The 12,847-nt window shown below is 69.9% G+C and carries 12 protein-coding genes; 9 read left to right on the top strand and 3 right to left on the bottom strand.

From position 1 onward, the window contains the following. The first annotated feature begins 210 nt into the window (after window positions 1–210). From MQP27_RS15145 to mscL, 5 genes are all read left to right on the top strand, one after another. Window positions 211–1,503 carry an MFS transporter gene (locus MQP27_RS15145; protein WP_242765602.1) on the top strand — a complete coding sequence of 431 codons (1,293 nt, stop codon included), beginning with the start codon at window positions 211–213 and terminating at the stop codon, window positions 1,501–1,503. 67 nt (window positions 1,504–1,570) lie between these two features. After that, window positions 1,571–1,888: an FmdB family zinc ribbon protein gene (locus MQP27_RS15140; protein ID WP_242765601.1), complete on the top strand. Its 318-nt coding sequence runs from the start codon at window positions 1,571–1,573 to the stop codon at window positions 1,886–1,888. Window positions 1,889–1,988: 100 nt separating this feature from the next. Then, window positions 1,989–2,822: an S-methyl-5'-thioadenosine phosphorylase gene (locus tag MQP27_RS15135; RefSeq protein ID WP_242765600.1), complete on the top strand. Its 834-nt coding sequence runs from the start codon at window positions 1,989–1,991 to the stop codon at window positions 2,820–2,822. A gap of 156 nt (window positions 2,823–2,978) precedes the next feature. After that, window positions 2,979–3,521 carry a CpaB family protein gene (locus MQP27_RS15130; protein ID WP_242765599.1) on the top strand — a complete coding sequence of 181 codons (543 nt, stop codon included), beginning with the start codon at window positions 2,979–2,981 and terminating at the stop codon, window positions 3,519–3,521. A 150-nt stretch (window positions 3,522–3,671) separates the two neighbouring features. Further along, complete coding sequence (gene mscL, locus MQP27_RS15125) at window positions 3,672–4,148, top strand: large conductance mechanosensitive channel protein MscL (RefSeq protein ID WP_242765598.1); 477 nt, start codon at window positions 3,672–3,674, stop codon at window positions 4,146–4,148. A gap of 43 nt (window positions 4,149–4,191) precedes the next feature. Here the strand turns inward: mscL and MQP27_RS15120 are convergent, their stop codons facing one another. From MQP27_RS15120 to pflB, 3 genes are read right to left on the bottom strand one after another with little or no spacing between them, the layout of a single operon-like run. Further along, a complete protein-coding gene (locus MQP27_RS15120) occupies window positions 4,192–4,374 on the bottom strand; it encodes a hypothetical protein (RefSeq protein ID WP_242765597.1) in 183 nt (60 codons plus the stop codon). Between the two features lie 52 nt (window positions 4,375–4,426). Beyond that, window positions 4,427–5,242 (bottom strand): pyruvate formate-lyase-activating protein, encoded by an 816-nt coding sequence (pflA, locus tag MQP27_RS15115; protein ID WP_242765596.1) that lies wholly within the window; start codon window positions 5,240–5,242, stop codon window positions 4,427–4,429. A gap of 12 nt (window positions 5,243–5,254) precedes the next feature. Further along, complete coding sequence (gene pflB / locus MQP27_RS15110) at window positions 5,255–7,552, bottom strand: formate C-acetyltransferase (protein WP_242765595.1); 2,298 nt, start codon at window positions 7,550–7,552, stop codon at window positions 5,255–5,257. A 228-nt stretch (window positions 7,553–7,780) separates the two neighbouring features. On the opposite strand from pflB, the gene MQP27_RS15105 reads away from it, so the two are divergent. The 4 genes from MQP27_RS15105 to MQP27_RS15090 all read left to right on the top strand — a co-directional run bounded on the left by MQP27_RS15105 (window position 7,781) and on the right by MQP27_RS15090 (window position 12,819). Beyond that, on the top strand, window positions 7,781–9,037 hold the full coding sequence (locus tag MQP27_RS15105) for a low temperature requirement protein A (RefSeq protein WP_242765594.1): 1,257 nt from the start codon (window positions 7,781–7,783) through the stop codon (window positions 9,035–9,037). A gap of 37 nt (window positions 9,038–9,074) precedes the next feature. Further along, window positions 9,075–10,103 carry a P1 family peptidase gene (locus tag MQP27_RS15100; RefSeq protein ID WP_242765593.1) on the top strand — a complete coding sequence of 343 codons (1,029 nt, stop codon included), beginning with the start codon at window positions 9,075–9,077 and terminating at the stop codon, window positions 10,101–10,103. Between the two features lie 541 nt (window positions 10,104–10,644). After that, window positions 10,645–11,874: a L,D-transpeptidase gene (locus MQP27_RS15095; protein ID WP_242765592.1), complete on the top strand. Its 1,230-nt coding sequence runs from the start codon at window positions 10,645–10,647 to the stop codon at window positions 11,872–11,874. A 198-nt stretch (window positions 11,875–12,072) separates the two neighbouring features. Next, the gene (locus MQP27_RS15090) at window positions 12,073–12,819 is read left to right on the top strand and encodes a DUF6227 family protein (protein ID WP_242765591.1); all 747 of its coding nucleotides are present in this window, start codon (window positions 12,073–12,075) and stop codon (window positions 12,817–12,819) included. The last annotated feature ends 28 nt before the right edge of the window (window positions 12,820–12,847 follow it).

Below are 12,847 nucleotides of genomic sequence, written 5' to 3'. Positions count from 1 at the left end.
TCGCTTTCACAGGCGTCGCACGCGTCAATCCCTGTACGATGAAGGCGCACCCTGATCGAACCAACTCTGCCTGACGCAGAGCTGGCGCGACCGTATGGCGGTCGGAGCACCTCCGCAGTGGGCCCCGGCATCTACCGCAGTTCCGCGCAAGAGGACAGCTCTCGGCGCCCCCGCACGGGCGCGCTACCAGGCGGCAGAAAGGCACGGGCCGTGGCATCCACGGTCTCCACCGAGCCGTCGAAGGACACGTCGGCTTCCTCCCGCCCGGGATACGGGCAGCTGTTGCGCACGCGCGGCGCCTGGACGTTCCTGCTCCCGGGTTTCGCGGCGCGCCAGCCGTTCGCGATGCTCACCATCTCCATCGTGCTGCTCGTGCAGCACACCACCGGCTCGTACGGGGCGGCGGGCGCCGCCGCGGCCGTCACCGGTGTCTCCATGGCGTTGTTCGCGCCCTACAGCGGCCGCCTCGCCGACCGCTACGGGCAGCGCGCCGTGCTGATCCCCGGCGTGCTGCTGCACACGCTGTCGGGCCTGACGCTGACGGCGCTCGCGCTCGCCCACGCGCCCCTGTGGGCGCTGTTCGCGGCGGCTGTGCCGACGGGCGCTTCGGTGCCGCAGATCGGGCCGATGGTGCGCGCCCGCTGGGGCGTGAGGCTCCAGGACTCGCCCCTGATGACCACCGCGGCGGCCTTCGAGTCCGTCACCGACGAGTTGACCTTCGTCTTCGGTCCGCTGCTGGCCACCGCACTGTGCACCGGCATCGACCCGGCCGCGGGCCTGATGACGGAGGCGGCGCTGACCCTGATCGGCGGACTCCTGTTCGCGGCGCAGAAGAGCACACAGCCCGCCGTCTCCGTCGCCGGGCACGCGCGCGTGGAGCACGCTTCCGCACTGCGCGTCCCCGGTGTGCGCGTGCTGGTCGTGGCCTTCCTGGGCATCGGCTCCGTCTTCGGCGGCATGCAGGTGTCACTGGCCGCGTTCAGCGAGTCGATCGGCGAACCCGGGCTGAACGGCGTCCTGTACGGCGTCTTCGCAGCGGGCAACATGCTCTCCGGGATCGTGTGCGGGGCGGTCGCGTGGAAGGCGGCTCCGCAGCAGCGCCTCGTGGTGGGCTACGGCGCACTCGCGCTGACGGCCTCCGGCCTGTGGGCCGCGCACTCGGTGCTCGTCCTGGCCGGCCTCGGCCTGCTCGTCGGCATGTGCATCGCGCCCGCGCTGATCACCGGTTACACGCTGGTCGAGGGTCTGGTCCCGGCCGGCGCCCGCACCGAGGCGTTCACCTGGCTGACCGGCGCTGTGGCGCTCGGCCAGGCTGCCGCGGTCACCGTCGCCGGGCAGCTTGAGGACCGCTTCTGGGGCGGAGCCGGTTTCCTGGTGCCGATGGGCGGTACGGTGCTCGCCCTGGCGACCCTCGTGACCCTCAAGTCGCGGCTGGCCACACGGCCCCGGAGCAGGACCGTCGCACGTGGCGTCGGTCACCGCGTGCCGGTGACGGTGGACTGATCCTCAGGAATACGTCACTATGGACCGTCGTTAGCACTCATTGAGTGAGAGTGCCAGGAGGAAGACAGTGCCGACCTACCAGTACCAGTGCACCGAGTGCGGCGAGGGCCTCGAGGCGGTGCAGAAGTTCACCGACGACGCTCTGACCGAGTGCCCCAACTGCGGTGGCCGCCTGAAGAAGGTGTTCTCCGCGGTCGGCATCGTCTTCAAGGGCTCCGGCTTCTACCGCAACGACAGCCGCGGCTCCTCGTCGAGCAGCTCGCCGGCGTCGTCCAAGCCGTCGACGTCCGCCTCGTCGTCCTCGGACTCGTCTTCTTCTTCGACTTCGTCGTCCTCCGACTCGAAGTCGTCGAGCACCGGCTCCTCCTCCAGCAGCGCCGCGTAGTACTCGCGCCCACGGGACCCTGTCGTCGTACGACGGCGGGGTCTTCGGTGTTTCCGGAGGCGCTCTCAGTCCGTCACCGAGGCCGGATACTGTTCTGGCCATGGCGAACGCAGAGATCGGTGTAATCGGCGGCTCGGGCTTCTACTCGTTCCTCGACGACGTGACCGAGGTCCAGGTGGACACCCCGTACGGACCGCCCAGCGACTCCCTCTTCCTCGGCGAGGTCGCCGGCCGGCGGGTTGCCTTCCTGCCGCGCCACGGCCGCGGCCACCATCTGCCTCCGCACCGGATCAACTACCGCGCCAACCTGTGGGCGCTGCGCTCGGTCGGTGTGCGCCAGGTGCTCGGGCCGTGCGCTGTGGGCGGTCTGCGTCCCGAGTACGGGCCGGGCACGCTGCTCGTGCCGGACCAGTTGGTGGACCGTACGAAGTCCCGGGTGGGGACGTACTTCGACGGGCTGCCGCTGCCCGGTGGCAAGGTGCCGAACGTGGTGCACGTGTCCCTGGCCGACCCTTACTGTCCCGTCGGCCGTGCGGCCGCCCTCAAGGCCGCGCGGGGCCGGGACTGGGAGCCGGTGGACGGGGGCACGCTGGTGGTGGTCGAGGGGCCGCGCTTCTCGACCCGTGCCGAATCGTTGTGGCACCAGGCGCAGGGCTGGTCGGTGGTGGGCATGACCGGACACCCCGAGGCGGCGCTCGCCCGTGAACTGGAGCTCTGCTACACGTCGATGACCCTGGTCACCGACCTGGACGCGGGCGCCGAGACCGGCGAGGGCGTCTCGCACGACGAGGTGCTGCGGGTGTTCGCGGCGAACGTTGACCGGCTGCGGGGGGTCCTGTTCGACGCGGTCGCCGGCCTGCCCTCGAACGAGGACCGGGACTGCCTGTGCACAACGGCGCTGGGCGGCATGGATCCGGGCTTCGAACTGCCGTGAGCCGATGGCGAGGAGGGTCTCGCAGGGTGCGGAACTTCCCGTTCGGGTGAGGGAGTTGTCCACAACCCGTCGGTAGTCCACCGGCCTCGGCGGGAATCGGCGCAAAGCCCCATCGTGGGCCTGCAAGCCGATTCCTCGACGCAGGTGGTGATCCGCATGTCCCTCCCTCCTCAGCTGCCCGTCTCCCCTTCCGTTCCGCATCCGCCCGGCACCGACGTCCCCGCCACGTGCGAGGTACCGCACTTCGCTCCCGTGCGGGTGCGCGGCGGGCGGTACCAACTGGGGCGGCTCGTACGGCACCGGAGGCGGGCCGTGGCGGCCGGCCTCGCCGTCACGGCGGCCGCGCTGGTGGCGGCGGGCCCGCGGGACGGAGACGGAGCGCGCGGGCATCCCGTGGCTGAGCCCGTGCGGAAGCACCCTGCCGTCCGGGTCGTGTCCGCGCCGGTGCGGATCGCCGACGCGGCGACGGTCCGGCTGCTGCGGCCCGGCGACCGGGTGGACGTCATCGCCGCACAGGACACGGCGACCGGCGGGGACGCGCGCGTGGTCGCGCGCGGGGCGCGGGTGACCAAGGTGCCGGAGCCCTTGGACGGCGCCGGCGACAGTGGTGCGCTGGTCGTGCTCTCGGTTCCTCGTTCCACTGCTGCGCGCCTCGCGGGCGCGGGTGCGACGGCGCGGCTGGCGGTGACACTGTGTTGAGCTTCGCGGTGCATATCTTGCGCGAATTCCTGTCAAGTCCCTCGTTCGAGCTACCCAATTGGACAGGGTGGCCTCGCGTTGACGTAGGTTGCGGAGCTGTTTGTTCCGCAACGTGTTCCACAACCTGTGCATGCGAGAAGAGGCCACGAGGTGAGCGAGAAGAAGGAACCGAGCGTCTGGGACGGCTTCAAGGCGTTCCTGATGCGCGGGAACGTCGTCGACCTGGCAGTAGCGGTGGTCATCGGCGCCGCCTTCACCAACATCGTGAACTCGGTGGTGAAGGGGGTCATCAACCCGCTCGTCGGAGCCGTCGGCACGAAGAACCTCGACAGCTACAGCTCGTGCCTGAAGGACCCGTGCGTACTGAACGCCGACGGCACGGCGAAGAGCGGCATTCCGATCATGTGGGGTTCCGTCCTCGGCGCCACCCTCACCTTCGTGATCACGGCGGCCGTCGTCTACTTCCTGATGGTGCTGCCGATGTCGAAGTACCTGGCACGGCAGGAGGCCCGCAGGAAGGCGAAGGAGGGCACGCACGAGGTGATCGAGGTGACCGAGCTGGAGGTGCTCAAGGAGATCCGCGACGCGCTGGTCGCGCAGCGCGGCTCCGGGCACGACGAGCGGTAGCCACAGCGGCCCGCCGGCTCTGGCGGGTGGCGGCCGACGCGGCTCAGAGGTGGTGGGGCGGCTTCTCGTCGAGGAAGCGCTTCAGGTCGGCCGCGGAGTCGCCGCCGGAGCCCGGTCGCTCGCCCCAGCCGCGGTCCGTGTCGTCCGAGGACTGCTGGTCCAGCGGGTCGTCGAAGATCAGCGCGGGCTTCGGGGCGCTCGGTTCGGGGGCGGGGACGGAGGTCATGCCTCCAGGGTACGGCCCCGGGGGCGCGAGGAGGCCGGATGGCGCCGGTGGCTCAGACGGCGTGCAGGCCGTGCGCCGTGAAGACGCTCCTGGCCAGGGCGGTCTGCTCCGAGGTGGGGCAGGGGGTGTCGTGCAGGGCGAAGGTTCGGCCGAGGGTCTGCCACTTGGCCTCGCCGAGCTTGTGGAAGGGCAGGACGTCGACACGGCCGACGTTGCCGAGCGAGGCGGCGAAGGCGGCGACACCCTCGACATTGGCCGGATCGTCGGTGAGCCCCGGCACGAGCACGAAGCGGACGTGGACCTCCTTGCCGAGGTCCGCGAGGCGCCGGGCGAAGTCGAGGGTGGGCTGCAGGGGGCGGCCGGTGACCTTGCGGTAGGTGGCGCGGTCCCAGGACTTGATGTCGAGCAGGACGAGATCCGTGTCCCTCAACAGCGCGTCGGTGGCGCGGGCGCCGAGGAAGCCCGAGGTGTCGAGGGCGGTGTGCAGGCCGAGCTCGTGCTTGAAGCGGTGCAGCAGTTCGCCGGTGAACACGGGCTGGAGCAGGGGCTCTCCCCCGCTGATCGTCGTACCTCCGTCGGCGGCCGCGATGAAGCGCGTGTACTTGCCGGCTTCGGCGACGATCTCGTCGGCTGTGGTGCGCCTGCCGTCACGCATGCGCCAGGTGTCGGGGTTGTGGCAGTACAGGCAGGTCAGCGGGCAGCCCGACAGGAAGGTGACGAAGCGGGTGCCGGGGCCGTCGACGCCGGTCGACAGGTCCCACGAGTGGACCGACCCAACGGCCGGGCGACGCGCCGCCACGGCGGCCGGGGTGGCGGGGGCGCCCGTCCGCGCCGGCGTGGTCGGCGCGGACGGAAGAAGCATGGTCATCGCCGTGCTCCCTCAAAGTGCGCCGTGGAAGGTGCGGTTGATGACGTCGAGTTGCTGCTCGCGGGTGAGGCGCACGAAGTTGACCGCGTAGCCGGAGACCCGGATGGTCAGCTGCGGATACTTCTCGGGGTGCTCCATCGCGTCCTCGAGGGTCGCCTTGTCGAGCACGTTGACGTTCATGTGGAAGCCGTCGCTCGCCATGAAACCGTCCAGGACGCCGGCGAGGTTGGCGACGCGCTCCTCGGGGGTGCGGCCGAGGGCGTCCGGAGTGATGGTGTTGGTCAGCGAGATGCCGTCCTCCGCGTCGTCGTAAGGGAGCTTGGCGACGGAGAGGGCCGACGCGATGTAGCCGTGCTCGTCGCGCCCGTTCATGGGGTTGGCGCCGGGCGCGAAGGGGGTGCCCGCGCGGCGGCCGTCGGGCGTGTTGCCGGTCTTCTTGCCGTAGACGACGTTCGAGGTGATCGTCAGGACGGACTGGGTGTGCACGGCGTCGCGGTACGTCGGGTGCCGGCGGACCTTCTCCATGAAGTCGTGGACGATCCAGCGTGCGAGGGAGTCGGCCCGGTCGTCGTTGTTGCCGTACGCCGGGTAGTCGCCCTCGACGACGTAGTCGACGGCAAGGCCCGTTTCGTCCCGGACGACCTTCACGCGTGCGTGCCTGATCGCGGACAGGGAGTCGGCGGCGACCGACAGGCCGGCGATGCCGCACGCCATGGTGCGCAGGACCTCCCGGTCGTGCAGGGCCATTTCGAGGCGCTCGTAGGCGTACTTGTCGTGCATGTAGTGGATGACGTTGAGGGCGTGCACGTAGGTCTTCGCGAGCCAGCCGAGCATGGCGTCGTACTGGACGAGGACGGTGTCGTAGTCGAGGTACTCGTCGGTGATCGGCTCGAAGCCCTCGACGACGGTCTTGCCGGTCTTCTCGTCACGACCGCCGTTGATGGCGTACAGCAGGGCCTTGGCGACGTTGACGCGGGCGCCGAAGAACTGCATCTGCCTGCCCATGGCCATCGCGGAGACGCAGCAGGCGATGGCGGTGTCGTCGCCGTACTTGGGGCGCATGAGCTCGTCGGACTCGAACTGCAGGGCGCTGGTGTCGACGGCGACCTGGGCGGCGTACCTCTTGAAGGCTTCGGGGAGGCGCTGCGACCAGAAGACGGTGAGGTTGGGTTCGGGGGCGGGGCCGAGGTTGTAGAGGGTGTTGAGGGCGCGGAAGGTGGTGCGTGTGACCAGCGGGCGCCCGTCCTCGCCGAGGCCGGCCATGGACCAGGTGACCCAGGTGGGGTCGCCGGAGTAGAGCTCGTTGTACTCGGGGGTGCGCAGGAAGCGCACGATGCGGAGCTTGATGACGAAGTCGTCGATGATCTCCTGGGCCTCGGACTCCGTGAGCAGGCCGCGCTCGATGTCCCGCTGGAGGTAGATGTCGAGGAAGGCGTCGATGCGGCCGATCGACATGGCGGCGCCGTTCTGTTCCTTGACCGCGGCGAGGTAGGCGAAGTAGAGCCACTGGACGGCTTCGCGGCCGGTGCGGGCGGGGCCGGAGATGTCGAGGCCGTAGGAGAGGGCCATGGCCTTGAGTTCTTCGAGGGCGCGGATCTGCTCGGCGACTTCCTCGCGTTCCTGGATCACCTCCGCACTCGGCCAGAGGACTTCGACTGCGCTTTTGTCCGCTCGCTTCGCGACGATGAGCCGGTCGACGCCGTAGAGGGCGACGCGGCGGTAGTCGCCGATGATGCGGCCGCGGCCGTAGGCGTCGGGCAGGCCGGTGATGATGCCGGAGGAGCGGCAGGCGCGGATCTCGGGCGTGTAGGCGTCGAAGACGCCGTCGTTGTGGGTCTTGCGGAGCTTGGTGTAGATCTCCCGGACGGCGGGGTCGGCCTCGTATCCGTAGGCGTTCAGGGCGCTTTCGACCATCCGCCAGCCGCCGTTGGGCATGATGGCGCGCTTGAGGGGGGCGTCGGTCTGGAGGCCGACGATGATGTCCAGGTCGCGGTCGATGTAACCGGGCGCGAAGGCGTCGATGCGGGAGGGCGTCCTGACGTCGACGTCGTAGATGCCGCGCTCGTTCTCGGTGGGGAACATCGAGAGGAGCTTGTTCCAGACCTTGGTGGTGCGTTCGGTGGGACCGGCGAGGAAGGAGGCATCACCCCCGTAGGGGGCGTAGTTGTGCTGGATGAAGTCGCGGACGGCGATGGTGTCGCGCCACAGGCCGCCCCGGAAGCCGGTCCAGGCGTCCTCCTGTGGAGACGGCTCGTGCGACGCCTCCAGGGCAGGAGTGACGGCAGTGGTTTCCGCAGGAGTGGCAGTCATGGCCCGTACCTTCCGCATCGCTTCGTCAATACGGATCCATTGCACGCCCGCGTACGCGCCGCCGGGAGCTGCATTGGTCCCCGATCGCGGGACAAAGGTCCCGGGTCCGATCGGCGAGAGCAGCGATCAAGGCGTTTGAGCTGGCCTTTTCGACGGGCCCTTCGACTCCCGTCCGCTTGTGAATCCCTTCACAAGAATTTCGGCGGGTTATCTGGTGTGCTTGGACCCATGACGTCCAGTTCGACTCCCGCATCCGGCCCCTCCGGCGCGTCACAGAGCCACAGACCACTGCGCACACTCAGGGCCCGCGGCCGCGACGAGGCACACCGCGTCGCCTCGCCGCTCGAGCTCTTCTTCGACCTGTGCTTCGTCGTGGCCATCGCCCAGGCGGGCGTCCAGCTGGTGCACGCGATCGCCGAGGGGCACGCGGGCGAGGGCATCCTCAACTACGCGATGGTGTTCTTCGCCATCTGGTGGGCGTGGATGAACTTCACGTGGTTCGCCTCGGCGTACGACAACGACGACGCGCTCTACCGGGTCGTCACCCTCGTCCAGATCGCCGGCGTGCTCGTCCTGGCGGCCGGAGTGTCCCGGGCGTTCGACGACCACGACTTCCTGGTCGTCTGGCTGGGCTACCTCATCATGCGCCTCGCCATGTCCGCGCAGTGGCTGCGCGCCGCGCTGTCGACCGAGGGCGCCGAGAGAACCATGGCGCTGCGATACGGCATCGGCGTTCTGCTCTGCATGGTCGGCTGGCTGGGTCTGGTCGTCCTGCCCGAGGGCGCCCGGCCGTGGGTCTTCCTCGTGATGGCGCTGCTGGAGATGTGCGTACCGCCCTTCGCGGAGAAGAGCCACCCCACGTCGTGGCATCCTCACCACATCTCGGAGCGGTACGGCCTGTTCACGATCATCGTGCTCGGCGAGACGATCGCCGCGGCCACCGTCGCGGTGAAGTCGGGCATCGACGAGCACGACGCCCTGGGCGACCTGCTGCCGATCGCCGTCGGCGGGCTGCTGATCGTCTTTGCCGCCTGGTGGATCTACTTCGTCGTACCGATCCACGGCCACCTGCGCTCCAACCGGCAGGCGTTCCTCTGGGGCTACGGCCACTACCTGATCTTCGCCTCGGCGGCGGCGATCGGCGCCGGTCTGGAGGTGGCGGTGGAACAGGCAATCGGCAAGGCGCACATCTCCACGCTGGCCGCGTCGGCCGCGGTGACCCTGCCCACAGCGCTGTACCTGCTCACCGTGTGGGCTCTGCACTCCCGCTTCTACAAGGTGGGCATCGCCCAGCAACTGGTGCTTCCGACCACGGCGTTGCTGGTGATCTTGTGCACGTTCCTGGGCGACTGGTCGGTGTTCGCGGCGGGGATCGTGTCCGGGCTGGCGGTGGCGACCGGGACGGCGCTGACGGCGCGCATGGTCGCGCGGGAGCGCGGGGGGAGCGGGGCGAGCGGGGAGCGCGCGACGACACCGGTCGCCTGACGCTCGGCACGCGCCCCGGGCGGGCAAGACTGGGGACATGACAGTTGACGCTCTGACGGACGTCGCCGGCGTGCGGGTGGGCCACGCGACCCGCACCGGCGACGGTTGGCTCACCGGCACCACAGTCGTGCTGGCCCCCGAGGGAGGCGCCGTCGCCGCCGTGGACGTGCGTGGCGGCGGACCCGGCACCAAGGAGACCGACGCCCTCGACCCGCGCAACCTCGTGCAGAAGGTCGACGCGATCGTGCTGACCGGCGGCAGCGCGTACGGACTCGACGCGGCGTCCGGGGTGATGGCCTGGCTGGAGGAGCAGGGGCGCGGGGTGCGCGTCGGAGTGGATCCGGCGCACGTGGTGCCGGTCGTGCCCGCTGCGTGCGTCTTCGATCTGGGGCGCGGCGGCGATTTCCGCGCCCGTCCCGACGCGGCGACCGGGCGGGCCGCCGTCGAGGCCGCCGCGGCGAGCGCGGACAGCGCGCGCGTGCCGGAAGGGTGCGTGGGCGCGGGCACAGGAGCGGCCGTGGGGGCGCTGAAGGGCGGGGTCGGCAGCGCGAGCGTCGTGCTTGGCTCGTGGATCACTGTGGCGGCGCTGGTGGTGGCCAACGCGGCGGGATCGGCGATGGACCCCGAAACTGGCGTTCTGTACGGGGACTTGTTCCAGGGGCGCGTGAACTACCCAGAGGCGCACGTCCATGAAGCCGCACGCCGGCGCCTCGCCGAGATCGCGGCGAAGAACGCGCCCCCTCCGCTGAACACCACGCTCGCCGTGGTCGCCACGGACGCGGACCTCTCCAAGGCGCAGGCGCAGAAGCTGGCTGGTACGGCGCACGACGGCATCGCGCGCGCCGTGCGGCCGGTGCACATGCTCAACGACGGGGACACGGTGTTCGCGCTGGCGACGGGAGAGCGCCCGCTCGATGCCGCGCACCCGCTCGCGCTCAACGAGATCCTCGCGGCGGGCGCGGATGTCGTGACGCGCGCGATCGTACGCGCCGTGCGCGCCGCGGAGTCGGTGGACGGGCCGGGTGGGATCTGGCCGTCGTACGGGGAGTTGTACGGGGGTCGGTGACTCGGAGGGAGCAGGTGGCGCGCGCTCGGCGCGCAGGACGTCGTCCTGGTGCGGGCGCGGGCCGGCTTCGCGGGTTGTGGCCGGTGCCTGGTGAGGCACGTCTCTGTGGTCGACCGGAGTCTGCCTGTGGCAGCGGGCGCGCGCGAGCGGACGGTGCAGATCGACCATGGGGCGGGCGGGGCGGGGGCTGTGCGCGCGCTGGGCTTGCGCAGGCCGTGGTGAGGGGCGCGGGCGGCGAGAGGGAGGGTGCGGGGCGTACGTGCGGCGCGCGACGAGCTCCGCACGCCCCAGCCAAGGGGCACAATGCGCCACGTACGCGCCCCCATCAGGCACCTGCACCCGCGCCACCAGCCCACACCCCCACCCCCACCCACCTGCGCCAAGACCCCACCCCATCCACCCCACCCACACCCCGTGATTGTCCCGGTTCTGTCACGTGAGGGCGTCAACGGCCATCCGAGGGAACCTCATCAGGCGCCAGTTCCCTCTTTCTCCACGCACTGGAGCGGATCACGCACAACATACGAACCTGGAGCAGCCCGTGACAACGCCGTACATAGCAGCGCGGCGCGCGCTTGGGGCCTGTGCCGTCCTCATGGTCGGCGCCCTCACCCTCACCGCCTGCGGCGGCAATGCCAACGCCGATGCCAACTCCTCGAGCGACGGCAAGGACGGCAAGGCATCGTCCAAGACATCCACCGCGAAGATCGTCATCTCGGCGAAGGACGGCGCGACCAACGCGTCGATCAACACGACCGGCGTGAAGGTCAGCGGCGGCAAGCTGACCGACGTGAAGATGACGGTGGCCGGGACCGGGCAGGCCGTGGCGGGCGAGTTGTCCGCGAACGGCGGCACCTGGAAGCCGAAGGAGCAGTTGGAGCGCGGGACCAAGTACCAGATCTCGGCGACCGCGAAGGACGGGGACGGTCGTCCGGCGGCCGCCAACTCGATCTTCACCACGGTGAGTTCCGGAAACAGCTTCATCGGGACGTACACGCCGGACAACGGGACCACGGTCGGTGTCGGGATGCCCGTGTCGTTCACCTTCGACAAGGTGATCAGTGACAAGAAGGCCGTTCAGTCGCACATCACGGTCACCTCCAGCAGTGGGCAGAAGGTGGTCGGGCACTGGTTCGGGGCGCAGCGGCTCGACTTCCGGCCCGAGGCGTACTGGAAGGCCGGCTCCAAGGTCACGATGAACATCGACCTGGACGGCGTGGAGGGCGCGAACGGCGTCTACGGGGTGCAGAAGAAGACCGTCACCTTCACCATCGGGCGTTCGCAGGTCTCCACGGTCGACGTGAACACCGAGACCATGACGGTCGTGCGCGACGGCAAGACGATCAAGACGGTCCCGATCTCGTCGGGCAGCCCGGAGCACACGACGTACAACGGGCAGATGGTGATCTCAGAGAAGTTCGTGCAGACGCGCATGAACAGTCAGACGGTCGGCCTGGGCGGCGAGTACGACATCCCGGACGTGCCGCACGCCATGCGTCTGACCCAGTCGGGGACCTTCATCCACGGCAACTACTGGTACAACAAGGGCAACCCGCCGTTCGGCCGCGAGGGCACCAGCCACGGCTGTGTCGGGCTCGCGGACGTACAGGGCGCGCAGGGAGCCACTCCCGCGAAGTGGTTCTACGACAACTCACTCATCGGGGACGTCGTGATCGTCAAGAACTCCCCCGACAAGACGGTGGCGCCCGACAACGGGCTCAACGGATGGAATCTGCCGTGGAGCGAGTGGACGGCGGGAAGCGCCGCGTGATCGCCCCGAAATCCTTCCTGATCGCGTCAAAGGCTGTCTGAACAGCGGCTTCTGACGGATCATCGGGCCGTGTGGGAACTTCTCACACGGCCCGGACGTTTTCTGTGCGCACGTTTTCTCGGTTCCCGGACATGATGTCCGACCGAGGGGCTACGGTATGCACCCACAAGGTGACATGCAGCAACGCCGGGAGAAACCTTGAGCGTTCCGTACGAGACGGCAGCGTACGAACCACCCGAGTCGCCCGAGTCTCCGGAGGAGCACCTCGCGCGACTCCTCGGCCGTGCCCTGAACTCCTTCGAGTTGCCGGACGAGACGATACGGCGCCTCGACTGCGCGCTGGCGCACGACAGTTCGCTGCACTCCGCGCACCACAGCGCGGGGCTGCACCGCGAGACGTACCGGCACACCTGGCTGCTGGCCGACGGCTCGGCGCTCACCATGTGGGAGCTCGTGCACAACACCGCGCCGGGCAGCGAGACGCAGCACGAGGTGTACGTCGACGAGGACGAGCTGCGTGCCGCGACCGCGCGCCTGCCGCTGCCGCCGGACGCGCCGGACTTCGAGCTGCCGGTGACGGTGCAGTTGTCGCCGATCCCCGAACCCCGGCACATCTACGTGCCGGACGACTCGGCGGACCACGCGCGCCGGCTCCTGCGCCGTGCGGAGAACCCGGACCGGCCTGGCGCGGACACGGCGGAACTGCTCGCCACGGCGTTCGCGCACCAGATCACGCAGGCCTTCGGGCGCCCGTGCCGCGCGGGTCGCGCCGGGCTGTGCTTCGCGCTCTACGAGCACGCGTTCCTGCTGCGCGACGGCGCGGAGATCGCCCTCTGGGAGGTCGAGCACACGGTGACGCCCGACGGGCGGCACATGTGCGAGGTGTACGTCAGCGAGGACGCGGCGCGGGACGCGATGGAGCGGCGGGCGGCGCAGGTTTCCTGACGGGGCGCGTACGGCTGGACGCGCGCCC

It is taken from the genome of Streptomyces cylindrosporus (genome assembly GCF_022698165.1).
GTDB lineage: Bacteria > Actinomycetota > Actinomycetes > Streptomycetales > Streptomycetaceae > Streptomyces > Streptomyces cylindrosporus.
The sequence above is the reverse complement of the archived record's forward strand: the minus strand, read 5'-3'. Positions and strand labels throughout refer to the sequence as shown.

Coding starts and splice junctions, on each gene's coding strand:
- MQP27_RS15105 (WP_242765594.1), top strand. CDS start 7,781: ATGACGTCCAGTTCGACTCCCGCATCCGGCCCCTCCGGCGCGTCACAG.
- MQP27_RS15100 (WP_242765593.1), top strand. CDS start 9,075: ATGACAGTTGACGCTCTGACGGACGTCGCCGGCGTGCGGGTGGGCCAC.
- MQP27_RS15135 (WP_242765600.1), top strand. CDS start 1,989: ATGGCGAACGCAGAGATCGGTGTAATCGGCGGCTCGGGCTTCTACTCG.
- MQP27_RS15130 (WP_242765599.1), top strand. CDS start 2,979: ATGTCCCTCCCTCCTCAGCTGCCCGTCTCCCCTTCCGTTCCGCATCCG.
- pflA (WP_242765596.1), bottom strand. CDS start 5,242: ATGACCATGCTTCTTCCGTCCGCGCCGACCACGCCGGCGCGGACGGGC.
- pflB (WP_242765595.1), bottom strand. CDS start 7,552: ATGACTGCCACTCCTGCGGAAACCACTGCCGTCACTCCTGCCCTGGAG.
- MQP27_RS15120 (WP_242765597.1), bottom strand. CDS start 4,374: ATGACCTCCGTCCCCGCCCCCGAACCGAGCGCCCCGAAGCCCGCGCTG.